15 protein-coding genes are annotated in these 16,045 nt (G+C 69.4%); 6 read left to right on the forward strand and 9 right to left on the reverse strand.

What is annotated here, in order from left to right; genetic code table 11:
• Positions 1 to 41: 41 nt before the first annotated feature.
• The gene (locus tag L8951_RS05860; RefSeq protein ID WP_244382070.1) at positions 42 to 1,808 is read left to right on the forward strand and encodes an AMP-dependent synthetase/ligase; all 1,767 of its coding nucleotides are present in this window, start codon (positions 42 to 44) and stop codon (positions 1,806 to 1,808) included.
• A 63-nt stretch (positions 1,809 to 1,871) separates the two neighbouring features.
• Here L8951_RS05860 and L8951_RS05865 read toward each other — a convergent pair whose 3' ends face one another.
• From L8951_RS05865 to L8951_RS05905, 9 genes are read right to left on the reverse strand one after another with little or no spacing between them, the layout of a single operon-like run.
• Positions 1,872 to 2,267 (reverse strand): DUF6491 family protein, encoded by a 396-nt coding sequence (locus L8951_RS05865; protein ID WP_244382071.1) that lies wholly within the window; start codon positions 2,265 to 2,267, stop codon positions 1,872 to 1,874.
• A 27-nt stretch (positions 2,268 to 2,294) separates the two neighbouring features.
• Positions 2,295 to 3,047 (reverse strand): hydroxyacylglutathione hydrolase, encoded by a 753-nt coding sequence (gene gloB / locus L8951_RS05870; protein ID WP_244382072.1) that lies wholly within the window; start codon positions 3,045 to 3,047, stop codon positions 2,295 to 2,297.
• On the reverse strand, positions 3,041 to 3,463 hold the full coding sequence (locus tag L8951_RS05875; protein ID WP_244382073.1) for a VOC family protein: 423 nt from the start codon (positions 3,461 to 3,463) through the stop codon (positions 3,041 to 3,043). The genes gloB and L8951_RS05875 overlap by 7 nt, the downstream gene beginning before the upstream one ends.
• On the reverse strand, positions 3,460 to 4,170 hold the full coding sequence (locus L8951_RS05880; RefSeq protein WP_244382074.1) for a tetratricopeptide repeat protein: 711 nt from the start codon (positions 4,168 to 4,170) through the stop codon (positions 3,460 to 3,462). Before L8951_RS05880 ends, L8951_RS05875 begins: the two co-directional genes overlap by 4 nt.
• Entirely contained in the window at positions 4,167 to 4,937 is a 771-nt protein-coding gene (locus L8951_RS05885) for an alpha/beta fold hydrolase (protein ID WP_244382075.1), read from the reverse strand. Before L8951_RS05885 ends, L8951_RS05880 begins: the two co-directional genes overlap by 4 nt.
• 38 nt (positions 4,938 to 4,975) lie before the next feature.
• On the reverse strand, positions 4,976 to 5,893 hold the full coding sequence (locus tag L8951_RS05890) for an alpha/beta fold hydrolase (protein WP_244382076.1): 918 nt from the start codon (positions 5,891 to 5,893) through the stop codon (positions 4,976 to 4,978).
• A gap of 4 nt (positions 5,894 to 5,897) precedes the next feature.
• Positions 5,898 to 6,092, reverse strand: a complete 195-nt coding sequence (locus L8951_RS05895; protein WP_244382077.1) for a helix-turn-helix transcriptional regulator — start codon at positions 6,090 to 6,092, stop codon at positions 5,898 to 5,900.
• Between the two features lies 1 nt (position 6,093).
• The gene (locus tag L8951_RS05900; RefSeq protein ID WP_244382078.1) at positions 6,094 to 6,711 is read right to left on the reverse strand and encodes a hypothetical protein; all 618 of its coding nucleotides are present in this window, start codon (positions 6,709 to 6,711) and stop codon (positions 6,094 to 6,096) included.
• Between the two features lie 2 nt (positions 6,712 to 6,713).
• A complete protein-coding gene (locus L8951_RS05905) occupies positions 6,714 to 6,881 on the reverse strand; it encodes a hypothetical protein (protein ID WP_244382079.1) in 168 nt (55 codons plus the stop codon).
• Between the two features lie 139 nt (positions 6,882 to 7,020).
• Here L8951_RS05905 and thrS point away from each other — a divergent pair, with 139 nt between their 5' ends.
• From thrS to L8951_RS05930, 5 genes are all read left to right on the forward strand, one after another.
• Positions 7,021 to 9,039 carry a threonine--tRNA ligase gene (gene thrS, locus L8951_RS05910; protein WP_244382080.1) on the forward strand — a complete coding sequence of 673 codons (2,019 nt, stop codon included), beginning with the start codon at positions 7,021 to 7,023 and terminating at the stop codon, positions 9,037 to 9,039.
• Between the two features lie 38 nt (positions 9,040 to 9,077).
• Positions 9,078 to 9,647 carry a hypothetical protein gene (locus L8951_RS05915; protein ID WP_244382081.1) on the forward strand — a complete coding sequence of 190 codons (570 nt, stop codon included), beginning with the start codon at positions 9,078 to 9,080 and terminating at the stop codon, positions 9,645 to 9,647.
• Between the two features lie 122 nt (positions 9,648 to 9,769).
• Entirely contained in the window at positions 9,770 to 11,959 is a 2,190-nt protein-coding gene (locus L8951_RS05920; RefSeq protein ID WP_244382082.1) for a methyl-accepting chemotaxis protein, read from the forward strand.
• A gap of 143 nt (positions 11,960 to 12,102) precedes the next feature.
• Positions 12,103 to 12,621, forward strand: coding sequence for a translation initiation factor IF-3 (gene infC, locus L8951_RS05925; RefSeq protein ID WP_244382083.1), 519 nt, complete (start codon positions 12,103 to 12,105; stop codon positions 12,619 to 12,621).
• A 204-nt stretch (positions 12,622 to 12,825) separates the two neighbouring features.
• Positions 12,826 to 15,927 carry a TonB-dependent receptor gene (locus L8951_RS05930; RefSeq protein WP_265535940.1) on the forward strand — a complete coding sequence of 1,034 codons (3,102 nt, stop codon included), beginning with the start codon at positions 12,826 to 12,828 and terminating at the stop codon, positions 15,925 to 15,927.
• Positions 15,928 to 16,045: the final 118 nt, after the last annotated feature.

Genomic DNA, 16,045 nt, shown 5'->3' on the forward strand with positions numbered 1-16,045 from the left:
CGCCAGTCAGGAGGCGTGTTCCCGCGTGGAGAGGAGACCCCATGGCGAGTCGTCGCACCGAACTCGAGCATTTCCCCAACCTGGTGACGATGTTCTTCACCCGCGCGCGCGAGAAGGGCGATGCGCCCTTTCTGTGGGCCAAGAAGGATGGCGGCTGGCAGTCGATCAGCTGGCGCCGCGCGAGCGAGATGGTGGCGGGCATGGCGCAGGGGCTGCGCAACCTCGGGATGGAGGAAGGCGACCGCGTCATGCTGGTCAGCGAGAACCGCCCCGAATGGCTGATCGCCGACCTCGCGATCATGGCGGCGGGCTGCGTCACGGTGCCGACCTACACCACCAACACGACGCGCGACCACCAGCATATCCTCGGCAACAGCGATGCGCGCGCGGTGATCGTGTCGACCCAGAAGTTGGCCGAACCGCTGATCCCCGCGGTGCTGTTCGCGAGTGAATGCCATCACATCATCTCGATCGACGACATCATCACGGGCCAGTCGCCCGATGTTGCCAAGTTCCACCACTGGGGTGACCTCGTCGAGACCGAGGCCGACCTCATCGCCTTCGAGGAAGAGGCGCGGCAGAAGGGGCGGAGCGATTTGGCCTGCCTGATCTACACCTCGGGCACCGGGGGCGCGCCGCGCGGGGTCAAGCAGCATCACGGGATGATCCTCCACAATGTCGAGGGGTGCGTCGACGTGATCGCCAACGACTTCGGCTGGGACGACGAGGTGTTCCTCTCCTTCCTGCCCGCCAGCCACGCCTACGAGCATACGGGCGGACAGCATTTCCCGATCGGGCTGGGCGCGCAGATCTATTATGCGGAAGGGCTCGAGAAGCTCGCCGCCAACATCGAGGAGACGAGGCCGACGATCATGGTCGTGGTGCCGCGGCTGTTCGAGATGCTGCGCGCCAAGATGCTCAAGACCATCGAGAAGGAGGGCGGTCTGGCCGCCTACCTGCTCAAGCGCGCGCTGCAGATCGAGGCGAAGCGCTACGAGGGCCGCTCGAGCCTGCTCGACGCGCCGATGGACGCGATCCTGTCGCAGACGCTGCGCAAGAAGGTGCGCGACAAGTTCGGCGGGCGGATGAAGGCGATGGTCTCGGGCGGCGCGCCGCTCAACCCCGAGGTCGGGCTGTTCTTCCAGGCGATGGGGCTGACCATGCTGCAGGGCTATGGCCAGACCGAGAGCGGGCCGGTGATCAGCTGCAACCGCCCGAGCGCGGGGTTGCGGATGGACACGGTCGGGCCGCCCTTGAAGAATACCGAGGTGAAGATCGCGGAGGATGGCGAGATCTGCGTGCGCGGCGAACTGGTGATGACCGGCTATTGGCGCAACAAAGACGATACCGCCAAGGTGCTCGACGAGGACGGCTGGCTGCTGACCGGCGATGTCGGGCATCTCGACGAGAAGGGCCGGATCAAGATCACCGACCGCAAGAAGGACCTCATCGTCCTCGACAAGGGCGACAATGTCGCGCCGCAGCGGATCGAGGGGATCCTCACGCTGCAGCCCGAGATCGGGCAGGCGATGGTCTATGGCGATCGCCGCCCCTATATCGTCGCGCTGCTGGTGCCCGACGCCGAAGCCACCCGCGGGATGAACGCCGAGGAGGTCAAGCGCGCGCTCGGCGAGGCGGTCGACCGCGTCAACGCCGACCTGTCGGTGATCGAGAAGGTGCGGCGCTTCATCATCGCCGACGAGCCCTTCACCGTCGACAACGAGATGCTCACCCCCAAGCAGTCGATCCGGCGGCACAAGATCAACGCGGTCTACGAGGAGCGGCTGGGCAAGCTCTACAAGCGCTGACGGGTGCGGCGCCGCGCCGCCCGAGGCTCGCGTCTATCGGGTCGCGTCTGTCGGGCGCCGCGCCTATTCGGGGTCGCGATAGGGGATGAAGTCGCGGAACACGCACACCCCGCCGGTCATCCCCGACACGGTATCGACCACCCGCGCGATGTCGCCGCTGCAGGTGCGCCCCATCTGGCTTTCGATCACCAGCGCGTTGCCGATGCGGTCGACGTCGTTGCAATCGGCCTCGAAGGTCTGGAGATAGCGCGTGTTGCCCGAGCGATAGACGATCGTGCGCTCGTCGATCGCGGTCGAGCCCTGCGTGTTCATCGGCAGGCAGCGCACCGGCTCGTCGGGCACGCGGTCGCCGAGCAGTTCGGCAAGTTCGCTCTGGTCGTCGGCGCTCATCTCGTAGGCGGAGGGGGCCGCGCAGCCCGCCAGCAGCACGAGCGGGGCGAGGACTGGGATTCGGGTCATCGGAACGACTCCATTTTCGGTTGCGTCCTAGAAACGATCCTTGGCCTTGCGATGTTTCGCCAGGATGAACGGGTCGGGGGCGCGGACGAAGGGGTTGGTCGCCCGCTCCTGCGCCACCGTGGTGGGGACCGTCCGCTCGCCCGCCGCGCGCCGCGCCGCGACCGCCTCGAGCCGTTCGGCGATGGCGGCGTTGTCGGGCTCCGCGGTGACCGCGAAGCGCGCGTTGGCGAGGGTATATTCGTGCGCGCAGTAGAGCGGCGTATCGGCGGGCAGCGCGGTCAGCCGCTGCAGGCTCGCATGCATCTGCTCGGGGGTGCCCTCGAACAGCCGCCCGCAGCCCATCGCGAACAGCGTGTCGCCGCAGAAGACGGGGCCGTCGTCGAAGACATAGGCGATGTGGCCGAGCGTATGCCCCGGCACGTGCCAGATCGTGGCCGCCTGCCCGCCCAGCTCGATCCGATCGCCGTCCTCGAGCGCGCGGTCGAGCCCCGGCACCTTGTCGGCCTCGCCCGCGGGGCCGAGGACCGTCGCCCCGCTGGCCTGCTTGATCGCCAGATTGCCCCCGGAGTGGTCGGGGTGCCAATGGGTCACGAGGACGTGGGTGATCGTCCAGCCGAGCGCGGCGGCGGCCTCGAGGCAGGCGGCGCCGTCGCCGGGGTCGACCACCGCGACCGCCTCGCCGACCTTGACCAGCCAGTGGTAATTGTCGCTGAACGCGGGCACGCAGGCGATGGTGAACGCACCCAGTTCGTCGATCTCGTAGCCCGCGCGCGTCACCATGTGCCGACATTCTCCATCGACGCCCACGGCTCCGCAGGCGGGCGCGCGCCGTCCTTGTCCAGCAGTTCGATCGAGATGCCGTCGGGGGTCTTGACGAAAGCCATTCGGCCATCGCGCGGGGGGCGGTTGATCGTCACCCCCGCCGCCGCCAGCCGGGCGCAGGTGGCGTAGATGTCGTCGACGTGGAAGGCGAGATGGCCGAAATTGCGCCCGCCGCCAAAGTCCTCGGGCTCGCCGTCCCAATTGTGGGTGAGCTCGATCTCGGCGGTCTCCCCCGGGACGCCGAGGAAGATGAGCGTGAAGCGTCCCGCCTCGCTGTCCTTGCGGCGCCGTTCCTCGAGCCCGAGCCGCTCGAAGAAGGCGACCGTCGCCGCGGGGTCGGTGACCCGCAGCATGGCGTGGAGGAAGGCGGTCATCGCGCGGGGGCCTCGGGCGGGGCCGCGGCGGCGAGCGCGGCGAGCCGTTCGGCGGCGATCCGCGCGGCGGGATGGTCGGGCATCGCCGCGACCGCGGCGGTCCACGCCGCCCGCGCCCCCGCCTCGTCGCCCGACGCCAGCAGCACCTCGCCCTTGGTGAACAAGACCTCGGGCGCGTCGGGGGCGCGCGCCTCGGCCTGCTCGATCCGTTCGAGCGCGGTCGGATAGTCGCCCGACTGCCCCGCCATCTCGGCGGCGGCGAGCCAGTAGAAGGGGTCGTCCTGCGCCAGCGGGCCGGCCTGCGCGAGCGCGGCATTGGCCTCCTCGGCGCGCCCGAGCGCGTGCAACGCCCACGCCTTGTCGAGCAGCACCCAGCCGCGCTGGAGCGGGGCGAGGCTGTTGCTCGCCGCCGCCGCCGAGGCGGCGAGCAGCGCGTCCTCGTGCTGCCCGGCGGCGTTGAACAGCGCGGCGGCGGCGGCGCGCGCGCGCGCCGCCTCGACCAGCCCGGCCGCATCGTCGGCGATGGCGATGAACTCGGCGGCGGCGTCGGCGTGGCGCCCGTCCTTCATCGCCAGCTGGGCGCGGCATTCGCGGCTCTCGCGGCTGGCGTCGGTGCCGCAGACGAGCATTTCGCCCGGCAGCCCGACGGTGGGGACGGGCTGGGCGCCGAGCGCGGCGCCGAGGAAGGCGGCAAGGAGGAGGGTCATCGGTCGGCGGCTCCCTTCTGGGTGATCAGCTGGTCGAGCGCGTGGAGGTCGGCGAGGATCGCGGCGATCTCGTGCGGCGCCGACAGGCGATGTCCGCTATTCTTGATGAGGCGAAGCTGAACGTCGGGGCTGGTGAGCCGCTGCAGCGCGCGCGCGGCGACGCGCGCGGGCACGTCGCGGTCCTTCTCGCCATGGACGAAGCGGACCGGCCCGTCGAAGTCGATCGGCGCCTCGAGCAGCCGCAGCGCCTCGCCCGACTCCCAGAAACCGCGGTGCGTCACCATCACGGAGTCGTCATAGTCGCTCGCCCGTTCGAGCCGCCCCGTCGCCGCGATCGTCGCTTTCTCTTCCTCGGAGAAACCCCAGTCGGTGAAGTCGGGCGCGGCGGCGAGCCCGAGCACGCCCGCGACGCGGTCGGGGCGGCGCATCGCGGCCGCCAGCGCGAGCCAGCCGCCCATCGACGAGCCGATCAGCAGCACCGACCCCTTGGCCAGCCGGTCGATCGCCGCCAGCACCTCGTCGAGCCAGCGCTCGAGCGTGCCGTCGGCGAAATCGCCGCGCGAGCTGCCGGTGCCCGAATAGTCGAGCCGCAGGCAGCCGCGCCCGCCGCGCGCCGCATAGGCGTCGATCGCGGTCGCCTTGCCGCCCTCCATGTCGGAGGCGTAGCCGGGGAGGAAGAGGTAGGTGAGGCCCTTGCCGCGGCGGTGGCGGTAGGCGATGGCGCGGCCCTCGACGTCGAGGTGCTGGAGGGAAGGCTGGTCGGTCATGCCTTCCCTCTAGCGGGCCCGGTCGGGGTTATGAACCGCTATTGCGCGAGGAAGCGCGCCAGTTCCTCGGCGAAGCGGTCGGGGCGATCGTACATGATGAAGTGCCGCGCGTCCTCGATCGCGACGAGATCGAGCTGGTCGAGCCCGTCATATTGCGCCGCGTAGAGCGCGGTCTTGGCGGCGGCATCGTCGTCGAGCGAGCCGTCGACCGGGACGAGCAGCGTCACCGGCGCGGTCACCGCGCCGAGCTGCCCGCGCACGTCGCGCGTCATGACCTCGTGGAACAGCTGCCCGGTGACGCGCAGGTCGGCGGTCGCGGTCTGCGCCATGACGGTGCAGCGCGCGCCCTCGTCGCGCACCATCGCCTCGATCATCGGCGGCACCGCCGCGCAATCGACGGGGGGGCGCGGCTGGTCCGCCTGCGCCAGCATCTGGCGGCGCATCATCGTGGCCATCGGGCGCACGCTCTCGGGGGTCGCCTCGGGATCGAACAGCACCGAATAGAAGGGCAGCGAATCGATGATCATCAGCCGCTCGACCCGCTCGGGATGCGCGAGCGCGAGGTTGAGCCCGGTGAAGCCGCCGAGCGAATGGCCGACGATCGCGGCGCGCCCCTCGCGCAGGCTGGCGACATAGGCGGCGAGCTCCTCGACCAGCGCGGGCAGGATCTCGCCCGACGCGTTGGGGCCCGCCTCGGTCCCGCCGAAGCCGGCGATGGTCAGGCGGTGGACGCGGTGCGTGGCGGCGAGCTGGTCGAGCACGGCGTCGTAGACCGCGGGCACGCTCGACAGGCCGGGGATCAGGAGGAGGTCGGGCCCGGTGCCGACGACCTCGACGGCGAAGCGCGTCGGTGCGAAGGCGGGCGCCGCGCGCGCGGCGACAGCGATGTCGGCGGCGGCGGCGGGCAGGGCGGGGGTGGTCGCCGCGAGCGCGGCGGCGAGGAGGAGGGTCGTCATGGGTCTATCCTTTCGGGTCGAAGATCTGCTCGATGGCGAGCTCGAAGACCTCGGCGATGGTGAAGGCGAGCGGCAGCGAGGGGTCGTACTTGCCCGTCTCGATGGCGTTGACGCTCTGGCGCGATACCCCGAGCTTCTCGGCCAGGTCGCCCTGGCTCCAGTCGCGCTCGGCGCGCAGGACCTTGAGCCGGTTCTTCATCTCAGCACCCCTCGCCATAGGTGCCGAAGGTCAGCTTGTTGACCAGCGCGCCGAGGCCGAGCCCGAAGAAGAAGGTGATCGGCCACCAATAGGCGTCGAGATGCGGGACCTGCCCGAAATTCTCGAGGAAGCCGTAGATCGAGGCCGCCGAGAAGGCGACCGCGGTGGCGACCAGCGTCTGCCGCACCATCAGCATCCGCATGAACTCGTCTTGCTGCTCGACCAGGAAGCGCCCCATCGCGTAGAAGTAGCCGGCGATCGCGAGCCCCGGCACGATCGCGATGGCGATGCTGAGCGGGGTGACCGGATCGCCCTCGTCGATCAGCGCCGAGGCGGCGAACACCGCGCCGACATAGGCGACGCTGACGATCAGCATCCGCACCAGATAGGCGCGCGAGGCGCGCCCGCGCGGGCCGAGCCGCCCGACGTTATGCGCCGCGTTGAGCCCCGCCTTGACGAGGAAGAGGATCGGGAGGGCCAGCAGCGCGCGCGAGAGCAGCGGGTCGTCGATATCGCCATATTCGAGCCCGACCGCGATCCCGAGGAGCGAGGCGGCCATCGCCGCGAACCACGGGACGACGGGCTTCTTGGCGGGGGTCGCGCCGTCAGCCTGCGCCATGCTCAGCAGCCCCCGCAGCGCTTGGCCGGGCGCAGCGTCACCAACGCCGCGGCCATCAACCCGAGGGTGATGACGAGGCTCTCGCTGTCGCCGAGCCCGGCCTGCTTGGCGGCGATCGCCGCGGCAATGATCGCGGCAGCCCAGACGAATGACTGGATGGTCTTGTTCATGGTCAAACTCCCTTTTCAATCTGTAAAGCGTATTTGACACAAGTCGCGCACCTTGTCAAGCGACATTGACAAAAGGACAAGCGCGCTTGCTTTTGGCTTTTGGTTGAACGGGTTGCGCGCCTGCACTAGGGGAAGGGCCATGACCGAGATGGTGAAGATCGAGCTGCCCGACGGCAGCGTGAAGGAAATGAAGTCGGGCGCGACCCCTTATGATGTCGCGGCCGAAATCGGCCCCGGGCTCGCCAAGGCGGCGATCGCGGCGCGGGTCGACGGCGAACTGCGCGACCTCAAGCGCCCCTTCGAGGGCGACGCGAGCCTCGCGCTGGTGACCAAGCGCGACGAGGCCGAGGCGCTCGAGCTGGTGCGCCACGACTTCGCGCACGTCCTCGCCGAGGCGGTGCAGAACCTCTATCCGGGCACGCAGATCACCTTCGGCCCGGCGACCGACGACGGTTTCTACTACGACTTCGCGCCGGCCCCCGGTCGCGGCATGTTCACCGAGGAGGACCTGCCCGCGATCGAGGAGGAGATGCGCCGCATCATCAAGGCCGACAAGCCGCTGGTGCGCGAGGTCTGGGACCGCGAGAAGGTGCGCCAGTTCTTCATCGACCAGGGCGAGGCGTTCAAGGCCGAGTGGGTGATGGAGCTGCCCGAGAACGAGCCGATCACCATGTACAAGACCGGGACCGGGGAGGCCGACTGGATCGACCTGTGCCGCGGCCCGCACCTGCCGAGCACCGGCTATCTCGACCCCAAGGCGTTCAAGCTGACCCGCGTGTCGGGCGCCTATTGGCGCGGCGACCAGTCGAACCCGATGCTCAGCCGCATCTACGGCACCGCCTGGCTCGACAAGAAGCAGCTCGCCGCGCACCTGAACCGGCTCGAGGAAGCCGCCAAGCGCGACCATCGCAAGCTGGCGCAGGAGATGGACCTGTTCCACCTCCAGGAAGAAGCGCACGGCAGCGTCTTCTGGCACCCGCAGGGCTACAAGGTGTGGCGCGAACTCGAGGCCTATATGCGCCGCGCCATCGACGCGGGCGGCTATAGCGAGATCAAGACCCCGCAGCTGATGGACGTCAAGCAGTGGACCCAGTCGGGCCACTGGGGGAAATATGCCGAGAACATGTTCGCGGTCCCCGACATCGTGCCGGACGTCGAAAGCGAGGAGGAGGCCGCCGCCCCCAAGGTCGCCGAGGATGCCGACTGGATGGCGATCAAGCCGATGAACTGCCCCGCGCACGTCCTCGTCTTTAAGCAGGGCATCACCAGCTATCGCGAGCTGCCGATCCGGCTCTACGAGAATGGCTGCTGCCACCGCAACGAGCCGCACGGCGCGCTGCACGGGCTGATGCGCGTGCGCCAGTTCACGCAGGACGATGCGCACATCTTCTGCACCGAGGACCAGGTGGTCGAGGAGATCCAGAAATTCTGCCGCCTCGCCGACCGCATCTACAAGGACTTCGGCTATAGCTATGCGGTCAAGCTCGCGACCCGTCCCGACCGCCGCTTCGGCAGCGACGAGATGTGGGAAAAGGCCGAGCAGGAGATGCGCGACGCGGTCGCCGCGGCGGGCATGGCCAATGACGACTATGGCTGGGAGGAGCTGCCCGGCGAGGGCGCCTTCTACGCGCCCAAGCTCGAATGGCACCTGACCGACGCGATTGGCCGCACCTGGCAGGTCGGCACCATCCAGTCGGACCGGGTGCTGCCCGAGCGGCTCGATGCCACCTATGTCGGCGAGGATGGCGAGAAGCATCGCCCGGTGATGCTCCACCGCGCCATCTTCGGCAGCTACGAGCGCTTCATCGGCATGCTGATCGAACATTATGCCGGCAAGATGCCGCTGTGGCTGGCGCCGACGCAGGTGGTGGTCGCGACCATCGTCTCCGACGCCGACGATTTCGCCAAGCAGGCCACCGACCGGCTCAAGGCGGCGGGGCTGCGGGTCGAGACCGACCTTCGCAACGAGAAGATCAACTACAAGGTGCGCGAACACAGCCTCGCCAAGGTCCCGATCATCGCGGTCGTGGGCAAGCGCGAGGCCGAGGAGGGCAAGGTCGCGCTGCGCCGGCTCGGTAGCCGCGACCAGGAGATCGTCAGCCTCGACGAATTCGTCGCGGCGGCGAAGGCCGAGGCGACCCCGCCCGACCTGCGCTAGGCGGGACGGGGGCGCATGCAATCAAGGGGGGCAGGCCGGTGAGCGTCATCGCCTATGTGTCGGTCTTCGTGTCGATCATCCTCGGGGTCGCGCTCGCCGATCTCGCCGCGAGCACGCACCGCCTGATCGTCGCGCGCGCCCGGGTGCGCTGGGACTGGCGCGCCCCCGCGCTGGCGCTGATCGCGGTGCTCCAGCTGGTCGGCATCTGGTGGGCGTCCTTCGACTGGTATGTCGATGCCGAGCGGCTCGGGCTGGCCGCCTTCATGGTCGATTTCGCGCTGCTGTTCCTGCTCTACCTGCTCGCCGCCGCGGCGCTGCCCGACGCGGTCGACGACAGGCTCGACCTGCGCGCCTTCTACACCGCCACCGCGCCCTATTTTTGGAGCGTGCTGGGGCTGGTCTTCCTGCTCGTGGCGGTGGCGCTCGCGCCGCGGCTGGTGCCCGGGCTGACGCTCGGCCAGTGGGCGCGCCAGCAGGCGTTCAACCTCGTCCAGGCGGGGCTCTGCTTCGCGCTCGCGCGCTGGTCGGCGCCGCGGCTGCACGCGGTGGCGATCCCGCTCCTCCTCCTCCTCTTCGCGGCGAGCTACTGGCGCCTCGCGATCGGCTAGCCCGTGACGGCCCCGGTCGGGGCTTGTCGCCGCGTTAACCATTCCTTTGCCTCCGCTTCCTAGACCGAGGGGCGGGGCCGCATCGCTCGGGATTGCGGCGGGGACGGGGTTGTTACGTGTCGTTGTTCAGCAAGGCTATCGCGCAGGTCGCGCTCACGGTGCAGCGGGTGTCGAGGGGGACCTTCTCGCTGACCCGCGCGATCATCATCACCATCACGATCATGGCGCTGATCATCGTCGGCATGGCGGCCAGCGGGTTCATCGCCTCGATCGAGGACCGCAACGAGGCGGTCGCGCTGCGCGACGTCAACGCCTTCACCACCGACGTGATCACCGCGGGCGAGCATTGGGCGCGCGCGCGCGGGCTGACCTATGTCGCGCTCAACGACCCGCGCCCGGTCGCACGCGCCACCCTCGACGACATCCGGCGCGCGCGCTCCGCGGGCAATCGCGCGATGGCCGCCGCGCTCGACGGCTTTGCCGCGCAGGCCGCGAGCGAGCGCGAGATCCACGAGCGCTACCTCGCCGCCGACGCCGCCTTCGCGGCGCTCGAGGCCGAGGCGCTGGCCGCGATCCGCGCGCCCGGCGCGACCCGCGATCCGGCGCTGGCGGCGCGCTTCCTCGCGGCGGCAACGCGCCGCATCGCGGCGGCGCAGGCGCTGCGCTTCACCACCGCCGCGCAGGCCCGCACCGAAGGCGCGATCGCCAACCTCATGATGCTCAAGCACCTGTCGTGGCAGATGGGCGAATATGCGGGGCGCGAACGCGCCATCGTCGCCGGCCAGATCGCCGCCGGCCAGCCCGTCACCCCGGAACAGCGCGCCACCATCATCGAGAACCGTGGCCGCGTGCTCAATGCCTGGGACGCGCTGCAGATGCTCCACGCGGCCAGCGCCGACCGGCTCGACCTGCAGCCCGCCATCGCCGCTGCGCGCCGGACCTTCTTCGAAGATTATGACGCGGTACGCGGCGCGGTCTATGCGGCGAGCGATGGCGGCGCCCCCTATCCGATGGACGCCTATCAGTGGTTCGCGGCCTCCACCGAGGCCATCGCCCCGCTGCTCGCCATCACCGATGCGGCCGAGGCCGCCACCCTGTTCTGGGTCGATCGCCAGCATGGACGCGCCGGCTGGTCGATCGTCGTCGAGGGCGCGCTTCTCCTCGCCGCCTTCGCGACCGTTATCGCGCTCATCGCGATCACCATCTTCCACGTCCAGCGGCCGATGGCCGAACTGATGGGAGCGACGCGCATGATCGCCCGCGGCCGGTTCGATGCGCGGCTGCCGACCGGCGCGCGCGCGCTCGAGATCGGCGAGATCGCCGCCACCCTCTCGCGCTTCCGCCAGGCGGTCGAGGAACGCGAGACGCTCGAACAGGCCAAGGTCGAGGCCGAGCGCCGCGATGCCGAGGCGCGCTCGGTCGCGCTCGCCGCCGAGCAGCGCGCGGTCGAGGAGCGCGCCCAGCGCTCGCGCCAGCTCGCCGATGCGGGCAACGAATTCACGCGCCGGATGCACGAGACGGTCTCCACCCTCGCCGCCGCCGCCGACCAGATGTCGGCCACCGCCGACCTGATGGTCGAGCAGCTCGGCCAGACCACCGGCGAACTGAGCGCGGTCGCGCGCGATACCGGCAACGCCTCGACCCACGTGCGCGAGGCGGCGGCGGCGGCGGACCAGATCCGCCTCGCCGTCGGCGACATCGCGCGGCAGGTCGAGGAACAGCGCGCCTCCTCGGGCGAGGCGGCGGACAAATCCTCCGACACCGCGGGCGAGGTGCGCCGTCTCTCGGCAGCCACCGGCAGCGTGGGCAAGATGGTCGGGATGATCGACGATGTCGCCAAGAAGACCGGGCTGCTCGCGCTCAACGCCACCATCGAGGCGGCGCGTGCGGGCGAGGCCGGGCGCGGCTTCGCGGTCGTGGCGGGCGAGGTCAAGGCGCTGTCCGAACAGACCGGCGAGGCGACCGCCAGCGCGGGCCGCACCGTCGGTGACATGGCGGGCTCGATCAATCGCTCGGTGGCCGGATTCACCCAGGTCGACGAGGCGATCCAGCGGATCAGCCGCGCGGCGACCGCGATCGCCGCCACCGTGCGCCAGCAATCGGCGGCGACCGAGGCGCTGAGCCAGGGGGTCGAGAGCGCGGCGCGGATCGCCGACACGGTCGCCAGCCGCGCGCGCTCGGTCGACGAGGGCGCGGGCTCGGTGATGGCGGCGGCGACGCAGGTCAAGGCCGCCTCGGGCGAGCTGGCGCGGCTCGCCGATGCGGTGCGGATCGACGTCGAGCAGTTCCTCAACGACCTGCAGGCCGCCTGACCCGCGCGCCGGGTCGGCGCGGCGACGGGGCGTCCTGACCGCCCGCCCCTTTATTTCGGGGGCAAAAGTTCCTAGGTCGGAGCGCATCAGATCAACGACTCCGAGGAGAAATCGCTATACGACCGCCCCTTTCGCGACGTGGGATGTCGCCGCCGCCCCTTTCCGGCCCCCGCTACGACAAGCATATCCAGTCACCCAAGGTGCGGGTGATTGACGAAAACGGCGACAATCTGGGCGTGATGTTTACGCGCGAGGCGATGGAGCAGGCCAACGAGATCGGCCTCAACCTCGTCGAGATTTCCCCCAACGCCGACCCGCCCGTCGCCAAGTTCCTCGATATCGGGCGCCACAAATATGAGGCGCAGAAGAAGGCCAATGCCAAGCGCAAGGCCCAGAAGACGCAGGAGATCAAGGAGATCAAGATGCGTCCCAATATCGACGACCACGACTATCAGGTGAAGATGAAGAAGGTCGTCCAGTTCATCGAGAACGGCGACAAGGTGAAGCTCACCATTCGCTTCCGCGGCCGCGAAATGGCGCACAACCAGCTCGGCATGGCGGTGCTCAACCGCGTCGAGGAGGATACTGCCGAGATCGCCAAGATTGAACAGCGCCCCCGCATGGAAGGGCGCCAGATGCTGATGGTGGTTGCGCCCAAGTAACGGCGACGCGCCATCGGCATCAGTATAGTATAAGCAACCCATCGTGCAGCGCAGCGCAAATGCTGCGCTGCACGATGTTGCATTTGGGTCGCATTTCCCGGCGAAACGCGCGCGACAGCGTGCAGAAATCCTTCCCTAAGGGCGCCCCGCTGGCGTAGGCCAATTGGGATTTCTTCAAGTTTTGCACTCAGGGGAGGCAGTTCCATGCGCAAGTCCATCCTTCTGGCATCGGTGGGGGCGTTTGCGATCGCCACCCCGGCCCTTGCCCAAGACACCGATACCGATGACGGTGACGCCGAGGTCGCGCAGAGCGCGGTCGAGGGCGCCGCGGTCGACGACAGCACGGTCGAGGAAGACGACTTCTACCGCGACACCAGCGACATCGTCATCACCGCGACGCGCCGCAACGAAGCGCTCTCCGACGTGCCGCTCGCGGTGTCGGCGGTGACTGCCGACATCCTCCAGAATTCGGGCGCCAGCGACATCCGCCAGCTGACCCAGGTCAGCCCCTCGCTGCTCGTCTCCTCGACCTCGTCCGAGGCCGCCGGCGCCACCGCGCGGATCCGCGGCATCGGCACCGTCGGCGACAACGCCGGGCTCGAGAGCTCGGTCGCGGTGTTCATCGACGGCGTCTACCGCAGCCGCACCGGCACCGGCCTGTCCGAACTCGGCGCGATCGACCGCATCGAGGTGCTGCGCGGCCCGCAGGGCACGCTGTTCGGGCGCAACGCCTCGGCCGGCCTGATCTCGGTCATCACCGCCAAGCCCGCCTTCGAGCCCGAGCTCGCGGTCGAGGCGACGGTCGGCAATTACAACATGCGCCGCGGCGAGATCGGCGTCACCGGCCCGCTCGGCGACACGCTCGCCGCGCGGCTCGACGGCGTCTACCTCGAGCGCGACGGCTTCCTGACCGACGAGATCTCGGGTCGCGACGTCAACGACCGCAATCGCTGGCTGCTGCGCGGCCAGCTGCTGTGGGAGCCCTCGAGCGACGTGTCGATGCGGCTGATCGCCGACTATTCGACCCGCGACGAGGAATGCTGCGGCGCGACCTACCTGCCGACCCGCGACTATACCGCGGCGGGCGAGAGCCCCTCGACGATCGCCGCGCTGCTGCGCGGGCTCGGCGCCGAGGTCAACGAGGACACCTTCGCGCGCGAGATCGCGATCACCCCGGGCCGTTCCTATCGCGGCGACGTCGAGGATTACGGCCTGTCGGGCGAAGTGGTGTGGGATCTCGGCGGGGCCGAGCTGACCAGCATCACCGCCTACCGCATCAACGATTTCGTGCGCGGGCAGGATGCCGACTACAACAACCTCGACATCCTCTATCGCGACGATGACGGCGGCGCCTCGACCAAGTTCGAGACCTTCACGCAGGAACTGCGCCTGCAGGGGCAGGCGGGGATCGTCGACTGGCTGGTCGGCGGCTTCTACGCCGACGAGACGCTGACGGTGAACGACAACCTCACCTTCGGCGACGACTATGCGCTGTGGGCCAACTGCCTGTCGGGCTTCCTGCTCGTCTCCGAGGGCGCCCCGCCGAGCATCATCGACCCGGCCAACGACACCTGTCTCAACACCCCGGTGTCGTCGGGCACCCGCGACCAGCTGATCGCCGGGATCAACCAGCTCTATGCCGCGCTGCCCAACGTGCCGCCGGCGCAGCAGCCCGCGATCCTCGCGCAGATCCAGGAACTGGCCACCCTCGCCACCGCGGTGAGCGCCTTTGCCGAACTGCCGGCGGGCACCACCAACGTGCCGGGCATCGCCTTCCCCGATTTCGGCGTCGGGCCGATCGGCGGCAACCTGGGCTACGTCAACCTCGCCAACGCGCTCGCCTTCCAGGCGAACCCGGCGGGATTCACCCCGTTCAGCTTCACCCCCACGGTCGACGACTATTTCCAGCAGAAGGGCAACAACTGGGCGCTCTTCACGCACAACATCTTCGACGTCACCGACTGGATGGATATCACCATCGGGCTGCGTTACACGCATGACGAGAAGGAACTGGCGGTCGACCTGCGCGACGACAACCGGTTGTGCAGCTTCTACGCCGCCAACCTGCCCGACTTCCAGCAGCTCCCCTGCCTCGTGCCGGCGGCGCCGGGCGGGCAGTTCGTGATGACCGATAAGCGCACCGAGGACCAGCTCTCGGGCACCGGGGTCATCAGCGTCCGGCCGCACGACGACCTGCTCACCTATCTGAGCTATTCGCGCGGCTACAAGGCGGGCGGCTTCAACCTCGACCGCTCGGCGCTGCGCCGCACCAACAACAATGGCGCGATCGTCGCCGGGCAGGATCTGGGCGCGCTCCAGTTCGAGCCCGAGATCAACGACGCCTTCGAGCTCGGCGCCAAGTACAATGGCCGCGGCATCGACATCAACGTGGCGCTGTTCCACCAGGTCTTCGAGAACTTCCAGCTCAACCAGTTCAACGGATTCGCCTTCGAGGTCGCGAACATCAACGGCTGCGACCAGCTCGACGTCGCCAACGGCGATGCCGACGCCAGCCCGCTGACCGGCTCGTGCGTGGGCGACCTCAAGGGCGGGGTGCGCTCGACCGGGGTCGAGTGGGAAATCTTCTCGCGCCCGATCGACAACGTCCAGCTCAATTTCGGCGGCACCTGGGTCGACACCAGCTATCGCAACGAGGTCGTCGGCGCCGACGGCGCGGCGCTCTCGCCGCAGCTGTTCCAGCTCAACAACCGCTACATCTCGAACGCCAACGAGTTGACGATGACCGGCTCGGTCAGCTGGACCCCGCCGATCGGCGACAACGGCCTGTCGGGGCTCGTCTATCTCGACGGGCGCCACATGAGCTCGTTCAACACCGGCTCGGACCTCGACGTCGAGAAGATCCAGCCGAGCTTCCAGACCTACAACGGCCGCATCGGCTTGCGTGGTCCGGATCGCAGCTGGGCGGTCGAGTTCTGGGTCCAGAACATCACCGACGAGGATTATATCCAGGTCGCCTTCGACGCCCCGCTGCAGGGCTTCGGCACGGGGCTCGCCACTAACACCGCGCGCGGGGTCGACGAGGGGCTCTACCCGGTCGCCAACCAGCTGTTCGGCGCCTTCCTCGCCGATCCGCGCACCTACGGCGTGACGCTGCGCGGGGTCTTTGGACCGCGTTCGGCGCCGATGCCCGAGGTGGCCCCGCCCCCGCCGCCCCCGGTGGTCGAGGAAGCGCCGCCGCCGCCCGCGACGATCACCTGCGCCGACGGGACGGTCGTGCTCGCCAGCGAGCAGTGCCCGCCGCCGCCGCCGCCGCCGCCGCCCGCGCCCGAACCCGAGCGCGGCTAACGGCGCGCCCCCGGCGGGGGTTTGCCCAGTCAAAAGGGGAAGGGCCCCGCAACCTCGCGCGAGGTTGCGGGGCCCTTTTTTCCACCTGCGGGGCATCCTCGCCGAGCGGGCGCCCCCG

Origin of the sequence: Sphingomicrobium astaxanthinifaciens, assembly GCF_022865105.1 — a bacterium.
GTDB classification, from domain to species: domain Bacteria; phylum Pseudomonadota; class Alphaproteobacteria; order Sphingomonadales; family Sphingomonadaceae; genus Sphingomicrobium; species Sphingomicrobium astaxanthinifaciens.

Bases quoted from the DNA above. Each gene is read 5' to 3' on its own strand.
- L8951_RS05860 (WP_244382070.1), top strand. From the start codon at position 42: ATGGCGAGTCGTCGCACCGAACTCGAGCATTTCCCCAACCTGGTGACG.
- L8951_RS05865 (WP_244382071.1), bottom strand. From the start codon at position 2,267: ATGACCCGAATCCCAGTCCTCGCCCCGCTCGTGCTGCTGGCGGGCTGC.
- gloB (WP_244382072.1), bottom strand. From the start codon at position 3,047: ATGGTGACGCGCGCGGGCTACGAGATCGACGAACTGGGTGCGTTCACC.
- L8951_RS05875 (WP_244382073.1), bottom strand. From the start codon at position 3,463: ATGACCGCCTTCCTCCACGCCATGCTGCGGGTCACCGACCCCGCGGCG.
- L8951_RS05880 (WP_244382074.1), bottom strand. From the start codon at position 4,170: ATGACCCTCCTCCTTGCCGCCTTCCTCGGCGCCGCGCTCGGCGCCCAG.
- L8951_RS05885 (WP_244382075.1), bottom strand. From the start codon at position 4,937: ATGACCGACCAGCCTTCCCTCCAGCACCTCGACGTCGAGGGCCGCGCC.
- L8951_RS05890 (WP_244382076.1), bottom strand. From the start codon at position 5,893: ATGACGACCCTCCTCCTCGCCGCCGCGCTCGCGGCGACCACCCCCGCC.
- L8951_RS05895 (WP_244382077.1), bottom strand. From the start codon at position 6,092: ATGAAGAACCGGCTCAAGGTCCTGCGCGCCGAGCGCGACTGGAGCCAG.
- L8951_RS05900 (WP_244382078.1), bottom strand. From the start codon at position 6,711: ATGGCGCAGGCTGACGGCGCGACCCCCGCCAAGAAGCCCGTCGTCCCG.
- L8951_RS05905 (WP_244382079.1), bottom strand. From the start codon at position 6,881: ATGAACAAGACCATCCAGTCATTCGTCTGGGCTGCCGCGATCATTGCC.
- thrS (WP_244382080.1), top strand. From the start codon at position 7,021: ATGACCGAGATGGTGAAGATCGAGCTGCCCGACGGCAGCGTGAAGGAA.
- infC (WP_244382083.1), top strand. From the start codon at position 12,103: ATGTCGCCGCCGCCCCTTTCCGGCCCCCGCTACGACAAGCATATCCAG.
- L8951_RS05930 (WP_265535940.1), top strand. From the start codon at position 12,826: ATGCGCAAGTCCATCCTTCTGGCATCGGTGGGGGCGTTTGCGATCGCC.